This window comes from Vibrio sp. SCSIO 43135 (assembly GCF_023716665.1).
In the GTDB taxonomy this organism is placed as follows: domain Bacteria; phylum Pseudomonadota; class Gammaproteobacteria; order Enterobacterales; family Vibrionaceae; genus Vibrio; species Vibrio paucivorans.
The window spans coordinates 1822830-1845826 of record NZ_CP071859.1 but is presented as its reverse complement, the minus strand read 5'-3'; the positions used below and the strand labels follow the sequence as shown (position 1 = coordinate 1845826).

General features: G+C 42.7%; 15 protein-coding genes. 5 read left to right on the top strand and 10 right to left on the bottom strand.

What is annotated here, in order from left to right; translation table 11 throughout:
* The first annotated feature begins 460 nt into the window (after positions 1 to 460).
* From J4N42_RS08145 to nspC, 3 genes are all read left to right on the top strand, one after another.
* On the top strand, positions 461 to 3358 hold the full coding sequence (locus J4N42_RS08145; RefSeq protein ID WP_252027366.1) for a pyridoxal phosphate-dependent class III aminotransferase: 2898 nt from the start codon (positions 461 to 463) through the stop codon (positions 3356 to 3358).
* Positions 3359 to 3370: 12 nt separating this feature from the next.
* Entirely contained in the window at positions 3371 to 4630 is a 1260-nt protein-coding gene (locus J4N42_RS08140; protein ID WP_252027365.1) for a carboxynorspermidine synthase, read from the top strand.
* Positions 4631 to 4906: 276 nt separating this feature from the next.
* On the top strand, positions 4907 to 6046 hold the full coding sequence (nspC, locus tag J4N42_RS08135) for a carboxynorspermidine decarboxylase (protein ID WP_252027364.1): 1140 nt from the start codon (positions 4907 to 4909) through the stop codon (positions 6044 to 6046).
* A 76-nt stretch (positions 6047 to 6122) separates the two neighbouring features.
* Here nspC and J4N42_RS08130 read toward each other — a convergent pair whose 3' ends face one another.
* Together J4N42_RS08130 and J4N42_RS08125 are read right to left on the bottom strand one after the other, a co-directional pair.
* The gene (locus J4N42_RS08130; protein WP_252027362.1) at positions 6123 to 6635 is read right to left on the bottom strand and encodes a glycine cleavage system transcriptional repressor; all 513 of its coding nucleotides are present in this window, start codon (positions 6633 to 6635) and stop codon (positions 6123 to 6125) included.
* A gap of 203 nt (positions 6636 to 6838) precedes the next feature.
* A complete protein-coding gene (locus J4N42_RS08125) occupies positions 6839 to 7747 on the bottom strand; it encodes a DUF3943 domain-containing protein (RefSeq protein WP_252027361.1) in 909 nt (302 codons plus the stop codon).
* Positions 7748 to 7940: 193 nt separating this feature from the next.
* Between J4N42_RS08125 and J4N42_RS08120 the strand changes: the two genes are divergently transcribed.
* Entirely contained in the window at positions 7941 to 9176 is a 1236-nt protein-coding gene (locus J4N42_RS08120) for a CinA family nicotinamide mononucleotide deamidase-related protein (protein WP_252027359.1), read from the top strand.
* A 253-nt stretch (positions 9177 to 9429) separates the two neighbouring features.
* Complete coding sequence (locus tag J4N42_RS08115) at positions 9430 to 9666, top strand: hypothetical protein (protein WP_252027357.1); 237 nt, start codon at positions 9430 to 9432, stop codon at positions 9664 to 9666.
* A gap of 57 nt (positions 9667 to 9723) precedes the next feature.
* Here the strand turns inward: J4N42_RS08115 and J4N42_RS08110 are convergent, their stop codons facing one another.
* From J4N42_RS08110 to J4N42_RS08075, 8 genes are all read right to left on the bottom strand, one after another.
* The gene (locus tag J4N42_RS08110) at positions 9724 to 12174 is read right to left on the bottom strand and encodes a hybrid sensor histidine kinase/response regulator (protein WP_252027355.1); all 2451 of its coding nucleotides are present in this window, start codon (positions 12172 to 12174) and stop codon (positions 9724 to 9726) included.
* 26 nt (positions 12175 to 12200) lie between these two features.
* Positions 12201 to 12536, bottom strand: coding sequence for an Hpt domain-containing protein (locus J4N42_RS08105; RefSeq protein ID WP_252027354.1), 336 nt, complete (start codon positions 12534 to 12536; stop codon positions 12201 to 12203).
* A 20-nt stretch (positions 12537 to 12556) separates the two neighbouring features.
* Positions 12557 to 14203 carry a response regulator gene (locus J4N42_RS08100; protein ID WP_252027353.1) on the bottom strand — a complete coding sequence of 549 codons (1647 nt, stop codon included), beginning with the start codon at positions 14201 to 14203 and terminating at the stop codon, positions 12557 to 12559.
* A gap of 103 nt (positions 14204 to 14306) precedes the next feature.
* Complete coding sequence (locus J4N42_RS08095; RefSeq protein WP_252027351.1) at positions 14307 to 16445, bottom strand: ATP-binding cassette domain-containing protein; 2139 nt, start codon at positions 16443 to 16445, stop codon at positions 14307 to 14309.
* Positions 16442 to 18064: an ABC transporter transmembrane domain-containing protein gene (locus tag J4N42_RS08090; protein WP_252027350.1), complete on the bottom strand. Its 1623-nt coding sequence runs from the start codon at positions 18062 to 18064 to the stop codon at positions 16442 to 16444. Before J4N42_RS08090 ends, J4N42_RS08095 begins: the two co-directional genes overlap by 4 nt.
* Positions 18061 to 19479, bottom strand: coding sequence for a TolC family protein (locus J4N42_RS08085; protein ID WP_252027349.1), 1419 nt, complete (start codon positions 19477 to 19479; stop codon positions 18061 to 18063). Before J4N42_RS08085 ends, J4N42_RS08090 begins: the two co-directional genes overlap by 4 nt.
* Positions 19427 to 21631, bottom strand: coding sequence for an ATP-binding response regulator (locus tag J4N42_RS08080; RefSeq protein ID WP_252027348.1), 2205 nt, complete (start codon positions 21629 to 21631; stop codon positions 19427 to 19429). The genes J4N42_RS08085 and J4N42_RS08080 overlap by 53 nt, the downstream gene beginning before the upstream one ends.
* A 3-nt stretch (positions 21632 to 21634) precedes the next feature.
* Entirely contained in the window at positions 21635 to 22975 is a 1341-nt protein-coding gene (locus J4N42_RS08075) for an HlyD family type I secretion periplasmic adaptor subunit (RefSeq protein ID WP_252027346.1), read from the bottom strand.
* Between the last annotated feature and the right edge of the window lie 22 nt (positions 22976 to 22997).

Here is a 22997-nt window from a genome sequence, read left to right as displayed (position 1 = left end):
ACAATGTTGTTATTAAAAATTGTTGCCAGTTGATTTCATTTTATGATAATTTTCGCCGCAATCTCGGACGTTGGAATTACCAATGGTTTTCTGGGGGATACGCGCAGTGACCATTCGAGCTGATTGTGACATTGCGTAGGGTAGGTATCGGCAAGCCCTTTTGTCGATAGACGGGATACTAAGTGCTGTTTTATAACAGTACGTATATGGGAAACCCAACATTGAACTCACACAACTTACACACATTAATCAGCTTCGTACTTCCTCAGTGCCCTGTTCTTCAAAGCAGCAGTATTACTGAGCCCTGAACTCTCTGATCTCGTTATTCGTCATCCTATGTGATGACTGCTATTCCGTGGCTACTATTTAGCTATTCGGAAGGCATTGCTATATCTCGCCCATAAAAAATACTTGAATATTTGTGGCGGGCTTTGGTTATTACGTCTCAAGAGATTTTACAATGAGTACAGCCTTTGAAGTCGATACAAACGCTATCGCAACCCCTTTTTCTAGTCAGGTTCCATTACTCGAGGGCCTTTATGATTTAACGCCCGATCAAGTATTGCTTGATCAGGCTGAGCATGAATCTGAAGTGCGCTCTTACCCGCGCCGATTGCCTATCGCGATTAAGCAAGCACACGGTGTGTTGGTAGAAGATACTCGTGGTCAATTATTCCTAGATTGCTTAGCCGGTGCAGGAACTCTCGTTCTTGGCTACAACCACCCTGAAATCAACCAAGCGCTTAAAGATCAGCTTGATTCGGGACTGCCTTACCAAACACTGGACATTACTACATCTGCGAAAGCGAACTTCATTAAACAAGTGAAAGCCTTTCTGCCAGAAGAGTTTGCTAAAGAGTCCGCTATTCAATTCTGTGGTCCATCGGGCGCAGATGCCGTTGAAGCCGCCATCAAACTCGCGAAACAGACGACCGGCCGTAACACTATGTTTGCGTTCCGTGGCGCATACCACGGTATGACGAACGGTACTATGGGCATGATGGGTAACCTTGGTACTAAAGAGCGTCGCACTGGCTTGATGTCAGACGTTCACTTTATGCCGTTCCCTTATAGTCTGCGTTGCCCATTTGGCCTTGGTGGTGAAGAGGGTGCGAAGGCAAACATCCGCTACATCGAGCGATTATTGAATGATGATGAAGCAGGGATAATGAAACCTGCAGCGATCATCTTGGAGCCAGTACAAGGTGAAGGCGGGGTCATTCCTGCTCCTGCGCAATGGTTGCGTGATATCCGTCGTATTTGTGATGAGCATGAAATCCTACTCATTTTGGATGAGATTCAATGTGGCGTTGGCAAAACTGGTTATCGTTTTGCGTTCGAAGAAGCCGGGATCACACCCGATATTCTTTGTTTGTCCAAAGCCATTGGTGGCGGAATGCCAATGTCGATTCTTGTATTCAACAAAAAAGTCGATACTTGGCGCCCTGGTGAGCACACCGGGACTTTCCGTGGTAACCAACTGGCGATGGTATCAGGTGCTAAAGCGCTTGAAATCATTGAACGCGACAACTTGGTCGAACACGCTAATATCGCTGGTCAATACCTACGACTCGGCCTAGAAAACATCCAGAAACGCGTTAACTGTGTGGCAGAGGTTCGCGGTAAAGGTTTGATGCTAGGCGTTGAAATTAAAAAGCCGAGTGGTGAACTGAATAAATTTGGTGAACCTGCATCTGATGGTGAACTAACCTTAAGAATTCAGCGAGCTGCTCTAGAGCGTGGACTAATGGTTGAAAAGGGCGGCCGAGATGGTTCTGTCATTCGATTCCTGCCACCGATTATCATCTCTTTTGAACAAATCGACTTTGCGCTTCGCACTCTAGAAGAAGCAATGTTAGTTAGCGGAGCTGAACTGATTGAGCACAGCGAAGATGTGGCTGGTCGCGAAAGTTGGAAAAAGCACTTCATTCATACTGGTGTAGCGGGTGCGGATGAGTTTGCATCTGTCATGAACCACACCACTCGTGTTATGCAGGATATGTTCGAGCAAGTCGACCAACCATATTCGGGGGTGGATCCAAAGGTGTTAGAACAACAGATCAATGATGTTAACCTTGATGCTTCTGATAAAAGTTTAAAAGAAGTGATTGAGAGCACGACTGATCTCGTCGCTAAAAACTCTATTTTTACTCAACACCCTAACTGTATTGCGCATTTGCACACTCCTCCACTTATGCCGTCGGTTGCGGCTGAAGCAATGATTGGAGCGCTAAACCAATCTATGGACTCATGGGATCAAGCTTCATCAGCGACGTATGTAGAGCAAAAAGTGGTGAACTGGTTATGCGATAAATACCAATTGGGTGGTCAGGCCGATGGCATCATGACCAGCGGTGGCACTCAAAGTAACCAGATGGGGCTGTTGTTAGCGCGTGATTGGATTGCCAATAAGTTAAGTGGTCACTCAATTCAGAAACTGGGCTTGCCAAGCTATGCCGATAAACTTCGTATCGTGTGCTCAGAAAATGCGCACTTTACCGTGCAGAAATCAGCGTCTTGGATGGGGTTAGGTGAGAAAGCGGTTCTTTCTGTACCCGCTAATACCGACGGTACGATGAAAGCAGACCAAATTGAGCAAGTGTTAAATGACGCTAAAGCGCAAGGCTTGATTCCTTTTGCCATTGTTGGAACGGCAGGTACTACTGACCACGGAGCGATTGATGACTTAGAAGCCATTGCTCATATCGCCAAGCAACACGAAATGTGGATGCATGTTGATGCCGCTTACGGTGGTGCGCTAATTCTAAGTGGCTCGAAGTGTCGTCTACAGGGTATCGAGCAAGCAAGCTCAATCAGTGTTGATTTCCATAAGTTGTTCTTCCAAACCATCAGTTGTGGTGCGCTGCTTGTGAATGATAAATCGAACTTTAAGTTCTTGCTTCATCACGCTGATTACCTCAATAGAGAGCATGACGAGTTGCCAAATTTGGTAGACAAATCCATCGCAACAACCAAACGTTTCGATGCGCTCAAAGTCTTCATGACGATGCAAAGCGTTGGGCCAAATCAGCTAGGCGAGATGTACGATCATCTGCTTGAGCAAACATTGCAAGTCGCCGACATGGTAGACGCGCAGCCCCATTTGGAACTGTTAGCTAGGCCGTCATTGTCGACAGTGCTATTGCGTACTACCCATGGCGACAGCTCAGATTGGGATAAGCTGAACCAGAAAGTTCGTATCGAAGCACTAGTACGTGGGATTGCGGTGCTGGGCGAAACAGTTATCGATGGCAAGTCAGCTCTTAAGTTTACTATTTTGAACCCATGTCTGACGTTGTCAGATTTTGAGAAACTTCTACAAAACATTAATCAGCTAGCCCAAGAGCTAGCGAAGTAAGGAATTGAAATAATGGCTATTTTACAAATTGGTGCAGGCGGTGTTGGCTGGGTAGTTGCACATAAGGCAGCACAAAATAACGATGTATTGGGTGACATCACAATCGCTTCACGCACCGTAAGTAAGTGTGAAAAAATCATCGAATCTATTCAGAAGAAAAACAACCTGAAAGATGGATCTAAGAAACTGGAAGCGCGTGCAGTTAATGCAGACGATGTAGAGGCACTTGTTGCTCTTATTAAAGAAGTTCAGCCTGACCTCGTCATCAATGCAGGTCCTCCGTGGGTAAACATGACCATTATGGAAGCATGTTATCAAGCAAAAGTATCTTACCTAGATACATCAGTTGCGGTTGACCTATGTTCAGAAGGCCAGCAAGTACCACAAGCTTATGATTGGCAGTGGGGCTACCGTGAGAAGTTCGCTGAAGCTGGCATCACTGGTATCCTTGGTGCAGGCTTCGATCCGGGCGTGGTATCAGTATTTGCAGCTTACGCGGTTAAGCACTTGTTCGATGAGATCGATACAATTGATGTAATGGACGTAAACGCTGGTGATCACGGTAAGAAGTTCGCAACCAACTTCGATCCAGAGACGAACATGCTAGAGATCCAAGGTGATTCTTTCTACTGGGAAAACGAAGAGTGGAAGCAGGTTCCTTGTCACTCCCGTATGCTTGAGTTTGATTTCCCGAACTGTGGTACTCACAAAGTATACTCAATGGCACACGACGAAGTCCGCTCAATGAAAGAGTTCATTCCAGCGAAGCGAATTGAGTTTTGGATGGGCTTTGGTGACAAATACCTAAACTACTTCAACTGTATGCGCGACATCGGCCTGCTGAGCCCAGACCCGCTAACGCTGCATGACGGTACAGTCGTTCAGCCTCTGCATGTGCTAAAAGCGCTTCTACCTGATCCAACGTCACTTGCTCCGGGCTACACTGGCTTAACGTGTATCGGTACTTGGGTTCAAGGTAAGAAAGACGGCAAAGAGCGTAGCGTATTCATCTACAACAATGCAGATCACGAAGTGGCGTACGAAGATGTTGAGCACCAAGCGATCTCTTACACAACAGGTGTACCTGCGATCACTGCTGCACTTCAGTTCTTCCGTGGTGAGTGGGCTGACAAAGGTGTGTTCAACATGGAACAACTAAACCCAGACCCGTTCCTAGAAACAATGCCGGGGATCGGTCTAGATTGGCATGTTCAAGAGTTAGAAGCAGGCCAAGGTCTACCTGTGATCCATGAACTGAATAAAGAAGCTTAACTTGTTATTTCTCTTCATTTCGTTGTCGTCTGTGCTCATTTATGCTTATAAACTCCGCGCAGACTCCTAGAACTGAAGAGAAATTCCTACGTTAATACAAGAATCAAAGGGGACAGTGATTGTTCCCTTTTTGGTGATGACCATCTTAAAGTGTTGGTATCATTTATTTTGGTTTTGTAACTCACTTCGTTCGGGCAGGACAAAACCAAACTAAATCACACCAATCATATAATTTCCCTTTCCATCTTTTAGATGCTGCTTGAGTGCGTATAGAAAATGACATTTCAGAAAGAAGAACTTAAAACCCCATACTTTATGATCAACGAAGATAAGTTGATTGAGAACTTAGAGAAAGCAAAGCAGCTAAAAGAGATTTCTGGCGTTAAGCTAGTGCTTGCTTTGAAGTGCTTCTCTACTTGGGGCGTATTTGACATCATCAAGCCTTATTTAGATGGCACGACAAGCTCGGGTCCATTTGAAGTAAAATTGGGTCACGAAACCTTTGGTGGTGAAACGCACGCTTACAGTGTGGGTTACAGTGAGGACGATGTAAGAGAAGTCGCAGATATCTGTGACAAGATGATCTTTAACTCACAGTCACAGCTAGCTGCGTACCGACATATTGTTGAAGGTAAAGCGTCAATCGGACTTCGACTTAACCCTGGTGTTAGCTACGCAGGCCAAGATTTAGCGAACCCAGCTCGCCAGTTCTCGCGTTTGGGAGTACAAGCAGACCACATAAAACCAGACGTATTCGAAAACATCGATGGTGTGATGTTCCACATGAACTGTGAAAACAAAGATGTGGATGCATTTATTGCGCTACTGGATTCAATCTCTGAGCAATTTGGCGAATACCTAGATAAGCTTGATTGGGTAAGCATGGGCGGCGGTGTATTTTTCACTTGGCCAGGCTATGACATCGAAAAGTTAGGGTTAGCGCTTAAAGCATTTGCTGAGAAACACGGCGTTCAATTGTACCTTGAACCGGGTGAAGCAATCATCACCAAAACAACCGACCTTGTGGTAACAGTAGTTGATATCGTAGAAAACGTTAAGAAAACTGCGATTGTAGATTCTGCGACAGAGGCGCACCGTTTAGATACATTAATTTACAACGAACCTGCTTCAATATTGGAAGCGTCAGAGCAGGGTGCTCATGATTACGTGGTTGGTTCCTGTTCTTGTTTAGCTGGCGATCAGTTCTGTGAAGCAAGCTTCGATCAGCCGTTAGAAATTGGCCAGCGTTTGCATATATTAGATAGTGCGGGCTATACCATGGTTAAGCTTAATTGGTTCAATGGCTTACGTATGCCATCGGTATACTGTGAGCGTAACGACGGTCGTATTCAGAAACTTAACGAGTTCGACTACTCGGACTTTAAACGCTCGCTATCTCAATGGAGCGTAGAATAAATTAAAAAGAGCAGCGTTGAGCTGCTCTTTTTTTGTTACCAGTGAAGACTGTGTCGTAATTCAACTAAGTTGAGATTTAAGCTTCGAGTATCACTCTTGTATCTTCACTCAGTGCCTCTAGCTCTTTAGCAACGTCTTCGATTTGAATTTCTCCAGGTAGGCGCACCGCCATGTTTGCAGTGAATAAACTGGAGCTAACACCGCCTCCGCCAGCAATAAATACACGTTGGCAGTCCATGTCCAAAATATTGATCCCCTGGCCATCCAATACATGAGTAATTTCGTTAACAATACCAGCGCGATCATTTGAATCTAAGCGCAGTTGGAAAATGGTATCTTCACCATGAGACTTAGAATCCGCTTCTGTGATTTGAACTAACAGTTCAGGGTGAGACTGGAATGCTTGTTTTACCACTTGCTCGTTAACCGCGGGCAGTTCTACTTTAATTACTGCAGCGACTTGGTCTTCAATGAAGTTCACTTTACTGATTAACCATTTACCGCCGTTTTCATGGGTAACAGCAGCAAGTTGCTTGATGGTTGCTGGCGTTGCCCTGCCAACAAAGTTAACAATGAAAGTACTGTTCATGGCGTGCCCCTCGTAAACGTTGTCCGTAACTGGTTCATTTAATTGTTAGTTTCAGTGTAGAACTTACAGTTGGGCATGGTTTGACCAAAGTCAATTTTTCGAATTAAAGGGATTTGGACTGGTCGATTATGTTTACTCAGGCACAAAAAAGCGGTGAATAAACACCGCTTTTCTCAATGACGCTTTAAGTTACTCTGCTTAGGTTAGAAGTAAATCTTCATTTCTGCGCCGTAGAATACGTTGTCGTATGAAGCGCCAGCATCCATAGCGAACTTAGCAGCATCTTGGTTGCCGAACCATGGTGCGCTTGCAAACTGGAACTCTGCACTACCGCCCCAAGCATTAGATACCCAACCGTGGATATGACCTACTGGGTTTAAGAAGAATAATGAAACGTCACCCATGGTTTTAGAACCCATCACGTAGCCACCTTGTGCAACGATATCTTGTTCTGTTTCGAACATGATTTCACCCACAACGGCACCGAAGAATGGAGTAATGAATAGATCTTGCCATGATGGTACTTCAGCGAATGCCTCTACACCGTATTCCCAAAAGAAAGTCGACATGGTTGCGGAATATAGGAAAGACTCAAACTCATTGAAACCCGCGTGACGAGCAGCAGTATAGTAAACACCACCAAAGTAAGGGTGCATGATGTAGTTTAGGAAGTGTTCATCACGATCCCATACTGGGCCGGAAGACACGTTATCCACCCACTTACTGCCGAGTTCGCTCATATCGCGATCGTCTTCATCCCACTTTGTGATGGATTCAGGTAGTAGAGTCATTAAGCCAACGGTTGCGACACTTAAACCTAGGATTGTGTAGGTTTGGCCCATCAGGTAATCCCAATCTTTACCATCTTGTACCGTAAGGTACTTCGGTAATGCTGGTTGTTCTACGTTTAGTTCTGGCTCTTTCAAGCTCATGACGTAAGGTTCTTCAGGGGTATATACGCTCGGTTGGTAAGAATACTTGTTGTTAGCGCAAAATCCGTTTTCGCAGTCGACCGTGTAGGAAAACTCGATATGTTGGTTATAGTCGTAATTCGCTGCATGCGCGCTTGCGGAACACGCTAGCATAAGTGCAGCGATGCTTTTCTTAGACACGGACAACTCCAAGTTAATGTTTTTCAATGACGAGATTCACAATTATCCAATAAAGAGCTGCCAATGAAAACACCAAAATGAACTTATTCGTTATGCGACGGACATAAAACTTTAGATAAGTGCAAATTGTTGTTTCATATTGTGCTCAATATGTGATGATAGTAGGTAAGTTCTCGAACGCTCTGGAAAATTAATGTTAAAGATTGCAATGCTAAGCACCGGTGAAGAAGTGCTACACGGAGATATAGTCGACACCAACGCTGCGTGGATGTCCCGTCAGTTTTTTGAGAAAGGCTTCTCTTTGTCAAAACGCACGACTGTAGGCGATATTATGTCCGATTTAGTCGAAGAGCTAATGATGCTGAGCTTTAATATGGATGTCGTTATCGTCAACGGTGGTCTGGGGCCAACAACGGATGACCTTAGTTCAGCCGCTGCGGCTAAAGCGAGTGATCAAGAGCTGGTATTGTTTCCCGAGTGGTTAGAAACACTGAAAGCATTTTTTCAAAAGCGTGGGGTTCCTATGCCCGACAGCAACCTAAAGCAAGCAATGTTACCGGCTTCGAGCGAAATCATTGATAATCCGATTGGCACTGCGTGTGGCTTCAAAATGCTAATCAATGATTGCCTATTTTATTTCACTCCTGGCGTTCCAAGCGAGTTTAAGATGATGGTTGATACTCAGATTCTGCCTGACTTGCAGTCTCGTTTTCCAGATCAGGTTGGAAGCGATTGCAGCCGCTTATTTACTTTTGGTACATCAGAATCCGGTTTATCAGATAAGTTGGATAAGGTGCAATTACCTCAAGGCTACATGCTGGGTTATCGTTCATATCTGCCTTTTATCGAAGTAAAGCTGTTTGGCCCTAAAGGTGATTTGGATACTCGAGTTCGTTTGTTACAGCTTATCTACAAACTGGTTGAAAACCATGTCGTCAGTGTTGATGAGAGCATGTTAGATCATCTAGGTCACCTCATTGCGGAGAAAAAGCTGTCTGTTTCGATTTCGGAGCAATCAACTCAGGGTTGGTTGACGAACTGGCTTCATTCTAATGAACGTGCCGCTTCATACTGTGGTCACACTTGGGTGTTGAGCGGTGCAACTGAAGTGGGCACGAAAGATCAAGACTCATTAGCTGCGGCATTCGCGCTTTCTGGGGCAACTCGAGAGAAGTGTGCAACGGACATTGGTTTAGTCACAGGTAAAGTGGAAGAAGATCAATTTACAGTTGCGCTTTCTACACCACAAGGTGAGTGGGGACAACAGTTGAAGTTCAATCGAACCTTTACCAAACAAGATCAAAAAGAGCTGGTTGGTACTATAGCTGCTGACATGCTACGTAGGTACTTATCTGGCAAGCCAGTATTTGTTAACTACAGTTCAACGACAACCCTAAAAGAAATGCACCTTCCTGCAAACGTTCTTTAAATCAAAATCTTAGAAGGCATGACAACGATGCCTTCTTTGTCAAATTACTACCGAGCAGCGTTCAGTAATAAGCTGATGAATTTTGGTCTTATTACTCACTCCTGCTCATATTTATTTCTTAGAATAAATCGATATAAATCTAAGTCGATGATTTATAGGTAAGCGATAAAATTGTCGCATCTGTGAGCCTCCATTCTTGCCATTTTGTTTGTACACTGACATTTCGGAAAGGAAGCTCATCAAGGAGGCGAGCATGTTTAACCAGTCCAAAATTCTTGTTTGGTACAAAGTGGCTAGTCAGAAAGTCGTTCTTGGTGAGGCTCTCAATGGTGACGATTGTGATGTGGTTTCTCGTTGGTTGCATGCGCCTTGTGAAAGTAACAATGCAAGTACACAAGGTTATAGGTTGTCTTTGTTTGATAACGATGGCAGAGAAGTCGCAGATAAAGCCGTGTCTGTTATGACTGCGGATGCATTTTTGCAGCAATGAGGCCCTTCAATGGCCTCAGCTAAAGCAAAGGGCACGGTTGTCTTTAGTCGCTAATCATTAACTAACAAATTCTTCAATTACTTCGTAGAGTTTTTCTTTCTTTAGAGGCTTAGATAAGTATTTGTCCATACCTGCGTCTAGACACTTTTGTATATCTTGATCGAGGACGCTCGCCGTTAGTGCAACTATTGGGGTGTTATTGAGCTTTAATTCAGATTCGTACTCACGTATTTTTTGGGTTGCTGTGAAACCATCCATCTCTGGCATCATACAATCCATAAGTATTAGTTGAAAAGCCTCTCCTTGTCTGACTTTATTCAGAGCTTCAACTCCATTGTTTGCAATTTCATACATATAACCTTTCTTACTTAAAAATAGCTTAACAACTTTTTGGTTAACGGTGTTATCTTCAACAACGAGTATCCTTGCGCTCTTTTCATCAGTACCTTTCGCAGATGATTTGTTAACTGGACTAAGTCGCTCACTCTTTACATGGTTCTCTAATGCATGAGAAATGGCATGAACAAAACGTTCGCCAAGAATAGGAAATTTAACCAGTCCGTCTATTAGTTCTTGCTGTTGGATTTGTGGGGCTAAGGCGTCGTGTATTAAAACAATGGCTGTTTCAGGATGTACTTGAGACAGCATGCTAAGATCCTTTTGGGTTTCTATCACATCATGATGTTGGTACACCAATATCCCGCTGTCTTCGATATTAGTAAGGTTTTGGTGAGAGGTAACGTTTTTAAGCCCCATGAACTCGAGCTCTTTTTCTACTTGTTTTCTCATGGTTTCAGTACGTATGTATAAGCCAACATTGGTACTGTTCAATTTCGTTGAGCGAAGCGGAACTTTTCTTATCACTTTACTCTGTAATTCAAAGTAAAATCGGCTACCTTCATTTAACTGAGACTCTAACTGTAACTCTCCTCCCATTGTTTCAACTAGCTTGTAACTTATGTTTAAACCAAGCCCTGTACCGCCAAATTTTCGCGTAATAGATTCATCTGCCTGTACGAATGGTTCAAAGATTGCAGTTTGTTTTTCCTTGTCTATACCTATACCGGTATCTTGCACTGAAAAGATCAACCTAACAGACTGGCTATCAATAGTTTCAGTGTGAAGAGATAAAGAGACACTGCCTGCTGAAGTGAATTTGACTGCGTTTGACATCAGGTTCATCAGGATTTGGCGCAAGCGATGTTCATCTAGTTCGACTTGATCTGGTGTGTCATCTGAAATATCGAGTTTAAGAAGTATCGACTTTTCTAGTACCTTGGCCATGCTCATTGATGCAGTGTCATAAATAACCTGACGAATGTTGGTGGGGTGATGACTGATTTCCAAGTGCCCAGACTCGATCTTTGATAAATCGAGAATGTCATTAATTAGCATTAAAAGCGTATGTGAGGATGTCTTTACCGTATCTAGGTGCTCTTTCTGAATGGGGTTTAGTGAGGTTTCTGCCAGTATATCAGACATCCCAATAATCCCATTTAAAGGCGTACGTATCTCATGGGACATATTTGCTAGAAAGGAGCTCTTAGCTTGGTTTGATAAATTAGCTTGCTCTCGAGAATGCTTTAACCCTTTTTCTAAACGAGCGACGGATACGCTGACAAGCGCTAGCACACCAAGCAAACTAAAAAACGTAAGCCCAAAAAGCAGATGAATGTTGGATTCTACTTGGTTGAGTTTTTGTTCAATGACTTCCGGAAGCTTATTGTGAAATATCTCTAAACTGTTTTCTACATCATGAATGGAGTTACGCAATTCTCCGTATAGCCCTTTATTGTGGTCAAATCCCATTCTCTGATAGGCATTAATGAGCTGCTCAAAAGAGTTTCTATAGTGATAGGCGTCTGATGACAGGGTAGGGTAAAGCTCGGAAATCGAGGTTGAAGACTGCGCTATACTGGCTTTTGCTAACAGTGCGCTTTGCTCATTGGGCTCGGAGAAAAAGGCTTGAACATCCCTTTGGTTTTTGGATAGCTGCATCAGCAAGTCTTTGTTTCCAATATCAATAGCGACCTGAGATAGCTGAAATCTTGCTTGATGATATTGTTCTAGTAAGCCTTTTTCTTTGGTATCGCTCTGAGGTTGATAGATTTCATACTTGAGTCTGACTAGCTGCGTAAACTTTGCCTCATAAGCACCAATAGCGACATAAATACCTGCAGCACTGTCGGTCGGGTATAGTTGGTCTTCACTCAGCACCTGTTCAATATAGTTAACCTTACGGTTCAGCATCTCTATATCTTCATTAAGACGCTCGACATATTCATGGTTTAGTCGCTCAATAAAGTCTTTTTCATGCCTTCTAATTGTCAGTAAATCCACTACGGATTCTGATATCAAAACCTGCAAGTTATGAAGCGTATTTTCCTTCTCTTTGTATTCGTGATTGATAAAGAAGAAAGTGGTTAGCAACAACATAACGACCATAAAACCAGCAGTTAATTGGCCTCGTATAGTCGAAAACAAACCTTTTTTGAACATTGGCTTCATTTGAACCTCCGCTACGTAAAGCTATGTTAAGAAACGTTTGCAAGCTCTGTTTCGATTTGAGAGCGGACATTAGGTAGCAGCGAACATGCTGCTAACACTTTGTGCTCGGATGCAGGGGTGTTATCGTGAGTCTCTGATTCTATGTCTTCGAGAATGGTGGTTACTTCTGTTTCGCCAAAACCTACTAATATCCCTTTTAAAGAATGAGCGAATATATACAGTGCGCCCCAATCTTGCTTTTCATATAGCAACATTAATTTTTCTTCACTATCACCGTATTCTTCAATGTAAGCCATCAATATCAGTTGTATTGATTCTGGGTCATTGTCTAGGTCATTAAAAAAAGGGGCAAAATCTATCATGTCTAGTTCCTTTCTACACACTAAAATGCTTGGGGTAATGGGCGCTCAACTCCAGAGCTTTCTATATCTCTAAGCCATGACCCCCAGTTCTTTGGCAACAAATTGGCGTCCTTGAGGTGCCCAAGTTGTTTTGAACGTGAACTCTCACCTACGTCAAATAAAATACTCGCTTTAAGCACACCTAGCTGTGCCTCGGTACAAAGTGGGTAGACCTCTAATATTTTCAAGTAGCTAGCATAGGAGCTGCTGTCATTCATATTCAGGATTTCACGAGCTGACTCTAAGGCGGTTTGAAGTTCGGAAACGTTGTCATAGCGGCTTGCATCACTCAGTAGTTGCTCGACTTCTTGCTGAGTTTCCTTATCAAATTGGTTTCTCGTTTTAAGTACGGCCAGTAGACTCTCAGATAACCAAAATTCACCAAAACTGTCTGCGATGTAGACGATTTGTACTAGTAGTACAGAAGGCAGTTTGTTGAAGTTCTCGAAATATGGGCTGACTGCTTTGAATAGTGTTTCATGCGCTTCTGGTGATTTGTTTTGTAGCATGTACACCTTCGAAGAAAAAAGTTGGATGTAGCTGTTAAGGAACGGCTTTTGGTTATGAGTAACACGATTGGTGACCGCCCTGAAAAAGTGTTTCATACAACTGAGTAATTTTTTACTGTCGCTTGGATGGGTATGTTCATTGAGTAATGCCAAAATACAGTCGCCGTAACGCACTACTGCGTTGAGCCATGATACATCGACTATAGATAGGTGACTTGAAAATGTCTTACCTATACTAATCAGGGTATTTTGGTTATTTAATCTCGCAGCTAACTGCGCAGCAGTGAGCATTCGTTCATTGATACTAGGGGTGCACTCGAAAGCTCTAACCGCAAGGTGCAATGCGTCGTAATACAGTTCATTTGCGATGAAAATGTGAACAAGCTTGTCCATCGCTTTGTGAGCGAGTGGATTCGCGGATAGGAAGTCTTCCAACAGGTCTATCGCTGCTTGAACATCGTTTTGTTGGAGATTTAATGTCGCTATAGAAACGACCTTTGCCATATGTAATGGAGTCGTAGAAATTTGATGCAACAAAGCGAGTCCATTCCAGTCTTGGATACTCTCCAATTGTTCCATTGCAGAGGACTCAACGATTATCGGTGATGAGCTTGCGTCAATCAGTTCAGTGATACATTTCGCTCTAAGTTCAGAATCTATGTGAGTGTCTTCAATGACTTTGTTGACCGCAGCGATGCTTTTTTTGTCTTCCCCGACGCTCAGGATTTTGGCTCCTAGAGCCTGTGTTTGAATGGGTTTTTTAATAAAGTGCTGAATTTCGCCTGAGAGTACTGTGAGGACAGTTTCTTGCCTAGAGTCCCCCGAGACTAGAATGACACCAGTCTGACGGCTGAGTAGTTTTTTTTTGCTTAAGAGACTGGCGAGCTCGTTACCATTAATACATTGCTCTAAATGGTAATCAAGGATAAGAACATCATAAAATCGCTTGCCAACTTGCTTAATAGCCTCTTGGTAAGACGTACAGATATCAATCCCCTCATGAGGAGTACCTAATGTATTTATTTGCTGGCGGATCAATGTAGCAGACGTTTTGGAGTCGTCGACAATTAAAATAGACAGGTTTTTAAATCTATTTTTTGAGTTACGTAGACTGTCCATATCATTCGATACTCCTAAGTAGCCGTTGACGTTATTATTGGAAATGATATGTGCACTTGTGCATATTTTTAGTATATAAGTACATTCTCATATCGCAAGGTATCTATGTTGTAAATGCTTGAATTACCTTGTCTGGGAAGCCAAAATATTTCTGACCTCCATCATGTTCTAACAAAAGACAATTATTGGAGGCAGCGATCAGAGATGTGTCGTTGGTTGAGAAGATAACGGTCTTGTCCGACAGCTTTCCAGTAAATAGCTTGCTAATGTGTCTCACATGTTCTTTTTCGCAGCCTGCAAAAGGCTCATCGATCAGTAATACATTGCTTTGGCACTGCCCTAATCCAAGTGCTAAACGGATGCTCTGTAGAACCCCACTAGGTAGTGATTGCAGAAAATCACTCGACATATAAGTATCAATACCTTTAGGTAACCAATCGACAATCTCTAGTAACTGAATCAGATCTTCCATTTCTTCACGTGGCATCACGCCATTGTGGATCACGAAATTACTGGCCAATGTGCCTTCAAAAATATGCAGGTCAAACGGGATATAGTTGACGGACTTTCTATATCTAAAGCTATTGAATTGCTTGATGTTATGGCCGTCGAGAAATATTGAGCCTTGGTAGCGTTCATCGAGCCCGGCTAACAAGCTGAGCAAGGTTGTTTTACCTGAGCCTGAGGGGCCTGATATGGAAATTTTTTCGCCTCTAGAAATCTTAAAGCCTAAGTTGGTAAGACCTTGAGCCATAAATTGATGGCGGTGTGTTAACCCGTCCACTTTAAAGCTGCCGATGAATCTATCGATAGGAGGGCTTTTCTCCATAAGTGTTTTGTCGTCATTCAAGGACATTAATGCATTAATCTGACCGGCTGCCGCTTTAAGTGACTGAAATTTAGATATTGAGTTGTAGATGCCCATTATTGGGCCAAGCGCTTTCCAAACCAAAATAATGATAGCTAACATTGCTCCTGCGTCTGTTGTACCTTCCATCACCCCAAATACAGCGGTGACGATGCTGGCGGTACCAATGACTTGAACTAGAGATTGGCCAAGGCTTTGAATTCGACCATTAGTAATAGCAACATTTTCAGCGTCAGTAAGGCTCTGAGAATGAGCGGCCTTAAAGCGAGTTTGGAACACGTTGAGTAGTGGTAAGCCTTGTACGGATTTAATATTTCTTAAAACTTCATTCCACTGATATGACACCATCGCGTTCGCTCGTGAACTTTTGGAGGTCGCTTGCGTATAGACATATCTAGCATATACGCAGAACACGAGCATTAAAATTATCCCCGCGATAACAGTGAGAGCCGCTTGCCCAGACATGATGGTAATCGCGACAATGAATATAATGACGAAGGGCATATCGAAGTAGCTCAATGTTGATTCTGCGGTAACCAATCGGCGGAACTGGTCGATATCTTTAAGCCGAGCTATTTGCGAAGAAACTCCAGCTGAAGATGTCATGGAGTAGGGGAGCCAAAGTAGCTTTGATACAACATTTCGCGAAATATGGACAGCTAAATCCTGTCCGGAAGTAGCGAGTATGTTCATTCTTAATCTTTTGAAACCAAATTCGGAGAGAGCTAGGAATATGGCAAGTAAAGTCAGCCCAAAGAGTGTTGATTGAGAGCCAGAGGTGAGTGCGAAATTGTAGACACCCATAATAAAGAACGGCTGCATTGCACCGAGCAAGTTAATAACGAGACTTAGCCAGATGAGGCTCTTGATCTCTCCGTTATAACGATAAAAGGTGTACTTAATCCAGTTCGTTTTGTCCTGAGACTCTGGTGGTGGTTCTCGAAAAATCTTCGAATACTCTGTGATTTCACATATTGTGCAATCAACTTTCTCTAAGGCGTGAGTAAGTAATGTGTCGTTCTTGTAATCATATAAGTGAGCTTGGCCTTCGCGAATGTCTAACAGTACAACGGATACTTTCTCAAACTCGATAAAGGCAGGAGTACGCTTGGCATCAAGATGGTTGAGTTGGGTTCGGGTTAATGTGCACTGATAGCCAAGGCGCTCAAGCGTCTTTTGGTAGGTATCCAAATCATTCTCAGCCGGGCAAAAAGCATCGGACAAAATATCAGGTGTGCCTTCCCACTCCATCGCAATCAAGGTGTGAGTTAATGCCCTTAATGTTGGTGACGACTGATATCGTTGAGCAAACCGAGGATTGTTGAATTTTTTGAGACGTTCACTCGTATTTCCAAAGTCGATAAGTATGCTCATAGAACTCTCTCCAAAATTCCGGATGTGTTCTCATTTGTTGTCTGTGCCTTAGTTGCTTTAAACTGAATGGGTTCTAGTTTATGTCTAATTTGGCTAAGTTTATTACTGATTACGATGCAGGTTGTTCGTTCGACTTTGTTCGAGATACAAGCCATGACACGCTGTGCAAACAGCTTATCGAAGAACATATCGAAATCGTCAATAACGATCACCTGTTTCTGGCTTAAAAGGGTGCGAACAATGAGCAGCGAATAATAGACTTGTCTAGAAAATGGATTCTGCATATTTCCTTTGAGTTGCGTGTAGAACCCACTTTTAAGCTGGTCTATTTGCGCTTTTACCCCAAGGTTCTCACACAAAGAGTAAGCGGCACTGTTTAAATGGGGGCGAAAGCAGGTGAGGTTTTCGATGATCGTCCCTTCAACCAGCGTTGAGTTGCGGTCTATTCTGGCTACTTGCTGCTTCCAGCTGGCATAGTCAATTTCTGAAATTGGTGTTCCGTCGATCAAGATTTCAATATCGGTTGAAGGCTGCTCAAGAGTTAGACTCCGGGTTAAGTAAGTTTTTCCACTTCCGGTAGGGCCGCTGAACTGATAACTGGTGCCAGAACTAAGGTTAAATTTATGACCTTTTAAGTTAACGGATATTGTCCCTATTGCGATGTGACTTTCACTGGTCGATGACTCTTCAAGATCCATTAACTCACAAACATGTTTTATGTAGGATTGGTTGAGTTTCCAACGACTAAAGGTTTGCATGACTTGTTGGTAAGGAGAAAAGTAGCGATTAGTTAATAAAATCACCGCAGCCATGACACCTTGGCTGATTTCCAAATTGATGACCGACATGGCACACATAACCACCACAACTGCGACAGACAGCTGTTGAATCAGAGTCAAGGTTAGGTTGAACGAAGACTCTAACCGTTCATATTCGATGCTATGGCTTTCTCGCTCCTCAATCATACTCTTCATAAAGCTTTCGAAGCGATATTCCATCGCCCGGCTTTTTATCTCTAACGGACTAGACACAATTTCAATGATTTTGGAGTTAGTCATGCCTTCGGTATCGCTTCTTTTCTCTAATAGGGCGATGCGCTTTCGTGATAGAACTCGAGCTGCAATGAGAAGGGTTCCTGAGGCAGCAAGTAATGCGATGCCGGCACCAGTATTAATAACAAATATTATTGCGACGGTGATAACACTAGTTAGGGTGTTGATTAATGCTTTGATAGATTCTCCACCGAAGAAACTTTTTATCTCGGGAATGGCTGAAATTCGCTCTAGATACTGGCCCATCTCTAACTTTGTGAATTTGGCGATATTTGCGTGACAGATTGAGTTAAATACACGATTGGTGAGCTGGGACTCATAGCGCTTCATAACGAGCGAAGTCACCTTTTCCTCCTGTGTTTTTAAGAAGTAATCGCAGGCGATCGAAATGAGGATGAACGCAAAAAGGAGAAACAGAGAGTCGGTTGATTGATTGGGAAGAATCCGGTCGAATATGATTAAGATCGAGAATGGCAAAACTAGGCCAAGTAAGGTCGTCATTAGCGTTGAAAAGATTAAATACACTTTGTCGAAAGTATTGATACGACGCTCAAACTGATGGCTCATTGTGTGACTCCTTCATTCTCTATGAGGTGAAGAGGTATTGGGGAATTAGTTTGTGTTGAATCGCTGTGCGCCATTAATGCGGATATTTTTTTGATGGTGTCTAGATTTAATCGGCCAACAAGTTGTTCTAAACCTAATGTCTCGATTACATAGGTGTAGCGAGCATTTTCGTAGTCACGAATACTATTAAAGAGTTTACTCTCTGCTGCGAGTAGGTCGGTTATGGTTCTTGTACCGAGTTTATAAGCTTTTTGTATTCCTCGATAAGAGGCGTAGTTTGCTTTGATGATAGTTCTTAAGCTGATTAGAGATTCAGCATTGTCGTTAATGTTACTGATGGCTTCATGAAAGGATTGTTCAGTGTTTTGAATGCGATCACGCAGGTCGATTTCAGCTTTTGTTAGCTCTAATGCAGATTTTTGATATTTGTGATAGTCCCCGCCGCCGCTGATAATAGGAATATCCAAGTTAAGACTGTAGACCAGTTGGTCGTTTCTGCCTAAGTCTAATGGGTCAGTAGAACCTGCATTTGTGTCATTGTGACTATAGGAAACGCTTCCAGATAATGAAGGTAAGAAATCAGAACCCGATTCTCTTAGCTGATTTCTATTTTTTGATACTTGCCGCTTAGCAATTTGGATATCCAAATTTTCTTGGCTAGCAAGAGTATTTAGCTGTTGGGTTAAATCTTTTGTTAATGACTGAAGCTGGGTTGAACTCACTAAATCGTAACTTACAACAACAGGGTATTGGACGAAATTCTCTAGCTGTCTGATTAGAACCTTCTGATCTTTGCGCAACGTTCTGAGGTCATTCGCAACCTGTTCTTTTTGAGCCATCACTTCGTACATTTCGCTTCCAGCAACATTACCTAATTCAACATTTCGTTTAAGTTGCCTATAGCGAGCAACCGCTGAACTAAGCTCAGCTTCTGTCGCTCTTTCTTGGGCTTTGTTTTTCAATACTTCGAAATACGTTGAGGCGACGTCTTGTATTGTCTGTTGGACAGTCTTTGCAAGTTCAAGTTGTTGAATATCAACATCTAAGAGGGAGCTACGCTGTGAGTAATAGTCGGAGAGGTTGAAGAGACTCTGAGACAGCGAAACATTGTAGCCGTGAGAATTGTATTCTGAGCGAGTATCTTGGTCAGTCTTATGAGTTTTGCTTTCATTCCAAGTGGTGTTTGCTGAAACGCTAAGGCTTGGTAAGAACTTTGCGCTATTGATATCTGCATCTCTCTCGGAAGCTTTTGCTCCGACTCGAGCGCTTTCCAGTGCGAGATTTTGGCGCAACGACATCTCTACCACTTCCGATAGGCTAGCGGCAACTGAATGTTGTGGGTGGGCAAGCAGTAAACCTAGACTAAAAGATTTTATGTACTGCCAAGTATTTCTTAATAACTTTTGCAATTTCATCACTCTTATACGGTTTGCTGATAACGAAATCCATTCCCGCCTCTATACAGGCTTTATGCTCATTGGCACTAGTTAATGCGGTTGCTCCAATAATTGTTACTGGTGTTCGTGTCGGGTCTTCACTCTCTAGTGAACGGATCAGTTTTGTAGCATCTAGCCCTCCCATGCCTGGCATGATGCAATCCATAAAGATAATATCGACACTGTTTTTTTTGAAGTAATCAACCGCTTCTTCTCCATTAGAGGCAGTGCTTGCTTCATAGTCTTGTTTCTTTAATAGTTGTTTGAGAAGGAATTGTTGAACGCGGTCATCTTCCACGACTAGGAAATGATTTTGAGTGCTATCCTCTTGCTGTTTTTCAGTTTCCATTGCTTCAACAAGGTTTGGTATAAACTCATGGGGTAATAGTGGGGTATAGAATATTCTATCGACGAACTCATGGGCGCTTTGTACTGCACTAGCCTCCGAAATTGCCAGAAGTAGTTGTGTGTTAGGGCAATTTTTCATTCTAGACTTTAACGTTTTGCAAAATGAACGTAGCTCAATGCCTTTGATTGTATCAGTCACGATGACTGCATCAGTCGATGACAAGTTGGGAAGGTTTTTAAATACGTCATTCGGTGTGCGTGCTATCGAAACATGACATTTATATCGTTCCAGAATGTTTTGAATGATGTTGATTTGGAGTTCTGAATCAGCGCAAACCAATATACTTTTGTCGTCTAATTCGCTGTTAGCTTGAAGGAAGTTAAGTGGAGTGACATCGATCTGAAGACGTTTCTTCTGATTACTGTTTTGCGTAAACCAAGACGATTCAAAAAAAGATACATCCGATAATATCTGCTTAGACCAAGAGTCTTGACTGTTATGTTGATCGTCTGCTGGCTGCCAGTTGTTACTTGTAATCTCATCCAGAGTACAATCTTTATTTCCAAGGAAAACAACATCGAACGTGAGCCGTGTTTTTTCTATTTCGTTAGAACCTAAACTAAATACGTGAAGGAGTATTTTGCTACAGTCAACGAGTGTCATAGCGTTGGAGAGCTGTAAGAACAACACCCAAAATAAGCTGGTGGCGCTGGTGTCTATTGTGTTAGGTAAATTATCTTCGATATAGCATTCAACTTGTATTTGCTGACGTTGTGCTTTCGCTTTGATATGTACAATGAGAACTGAAAGTAGAGAAGTTAGGGAAGCATTCTTTCTTTCTGCACTTCCTTGGGTGATGAGTTCGTTATAATTGTCAGCCAGCTCAGAGAGCGTCGTCGTTGCTGAAGAGATCTCTTTTGCCATCACAGCACCATTCTCATCGGTATCTTGAACCAACAGCTTGACACCTCCCTCTATTGTGTTGGTGATTCCTCTGATCTCGTATCCAATCAAGGTATATAGCTGACGATAGAGATCTGAATTTTTTCTCTCTGACTCTGTTTGTCTGTATAGCTCTAGGATATGCGAATATAACTTTCTCTCATTGATTGAGATTCCTAGCTGATTAATTTTCTCTTCTAAGTTCTGTGTGGTCAGTTCATTGACCTGATTTGCAAAGCGTTCGAATTGACGATTTTCGATATCGTACTCTTTGTTTAGGCGTGTAATACGACGGCTATATAGCGTGATGGATAGGAGTGCAACCAAAAGCAGAGCGATAAAAAGCATAAGGCTTAGGTAGAATTTTTTACTTTGAGTTTGATTGACGTTTTGAATTTGTATCTTGAGTAAGGTCTGATAGGTGTGCTGCAGCTCAATGTAGATTGGCGTTAGGTCGCTAAGTAACGATGATATATTTTTCTCTTTCGAGTACTTAGATAGAGCGACTTTTAACTGAGTATACTCTACTGCACCTACTAGGTTGACGCTCGACTTCTCCTGAGAAACAGCAGAAGTGAAATGTTGCAGTTGATGATTGACGGCTGAAAGATGAGATGAATCAAGAATGCATTCTTGTTGGTAGCATTGGTCGACTTCTGCCAATAGTAATTCAACTTTGTCTAACAAGGCTTTGGTTTCTACGGTGGCTTTTTCTTGGTGCTGCTGCTTGATTTTATTGTCATATCGAGCCCAATTAATCGTGTTCCATACTTGCATCGCCATAATAATCGTAATGGTGACTGTGATTATAAATAGTAAGGAACGAATACTACCTTTCACGCTTTACCTCTCATCGAACGCATCTTCGATGGCGGACATTACAGGTTTCAACGCGTACTCGATCATTTTTCGCGAGCCTGTTTTAATATCTGCAGTAAATTCCATATATGGCGACAGGTTGTATCGAGCTCCTGATTTTTCCAAATATGATTTTTCCATACTTATGGTAGCGATGTAGAACTCGGTTTCTTCTTCCTTGTACGATGATCGGCTGATTGACTGTATGGTTCCCGTTATATAGCCATACTTGGCAAAATTATACGTATCAAATTTGAGTTTTACTTCTTGGCCAATTTCGACAAAACCAAGATCCTTTCTTGGTATCTTGGCTTCGCCATGAAGTTGATTACGTATGGGCGCAATATCCGCGATACTTTCCCCTGGAGGAATGACGGCGGATTGATAGTTGAAGTGAACTTTATCGACAACACCGTCAACTGGAGAATAAACAGTTAACCTTTCGACTTTGTCAGTATGTTGGGGCAATGTTGCTTGTTTAAGAGTTAGGTCTTTTTTAAGGCTGTTTATTTGGCTTTGATATTCTGCATTTCGATTTGCAATTAGATCAGCCAATTGTTTTTTCAACCGGAGCTGTTGGAAGTCCTCGTTTAGTAATGCTTCATCGAGATTCTCTATCTCACGTAACATGTTCATTTCCTGTACCTGCATGTTTAACACATCGATATAGGAAGCCATCTCTTCACCGTATAGTGTTTCTTTGATCTTGAGTTGTTCTTGAATCAACCCAAGTTGCTTCTGGGAGCTGATTTTTCTTTTTCGCATTGAACTCATCAGCCTTTCCTTGTGCTGAATATCATGCTCAATAAGAGATTGGTTAGAACGATTTTTTGCAGCTTCTTGAGCCCAAGAAAGATTTCCCGCTTGAACGAGTTCAGGGGAATAGCTGGATTCTGAAAATGCTGGTTTTCTATCTTCAATTAGGGCACGAAACTTCTCTAGTTCGATTTGGATAGCTTCGATATCGAGTGTTGAAGACGCTAGTTGAGTGTTCCTATCAACAGATTTTAAACGAGCGATTGGCTGCCCCGCATAAACCGTGTCGCCAGTTGTCACGAGTAACTTGTCTAATATGCCACCTTCTAGGTGCTGAACCTTTTCGATGTCCGTATCGAGTAACAACTCTCCTCTACTAGATACGACAATATCGATAGTGACTTGGGATACAACGACAAGCAACGTTACAACGGCAAGAAAAACCGCTAGCAGAGTTTTGTGCGTAGCAGTTAATGCACTTTTAATTACGACTTCATCGTTTATCTGCGCATCTTGCGTTTGATGAGATTCATACATCGCATTGCGAATATGTCTTTCGATTTCGCTCATCAAGTCGTCCTTGTGTTTGTTT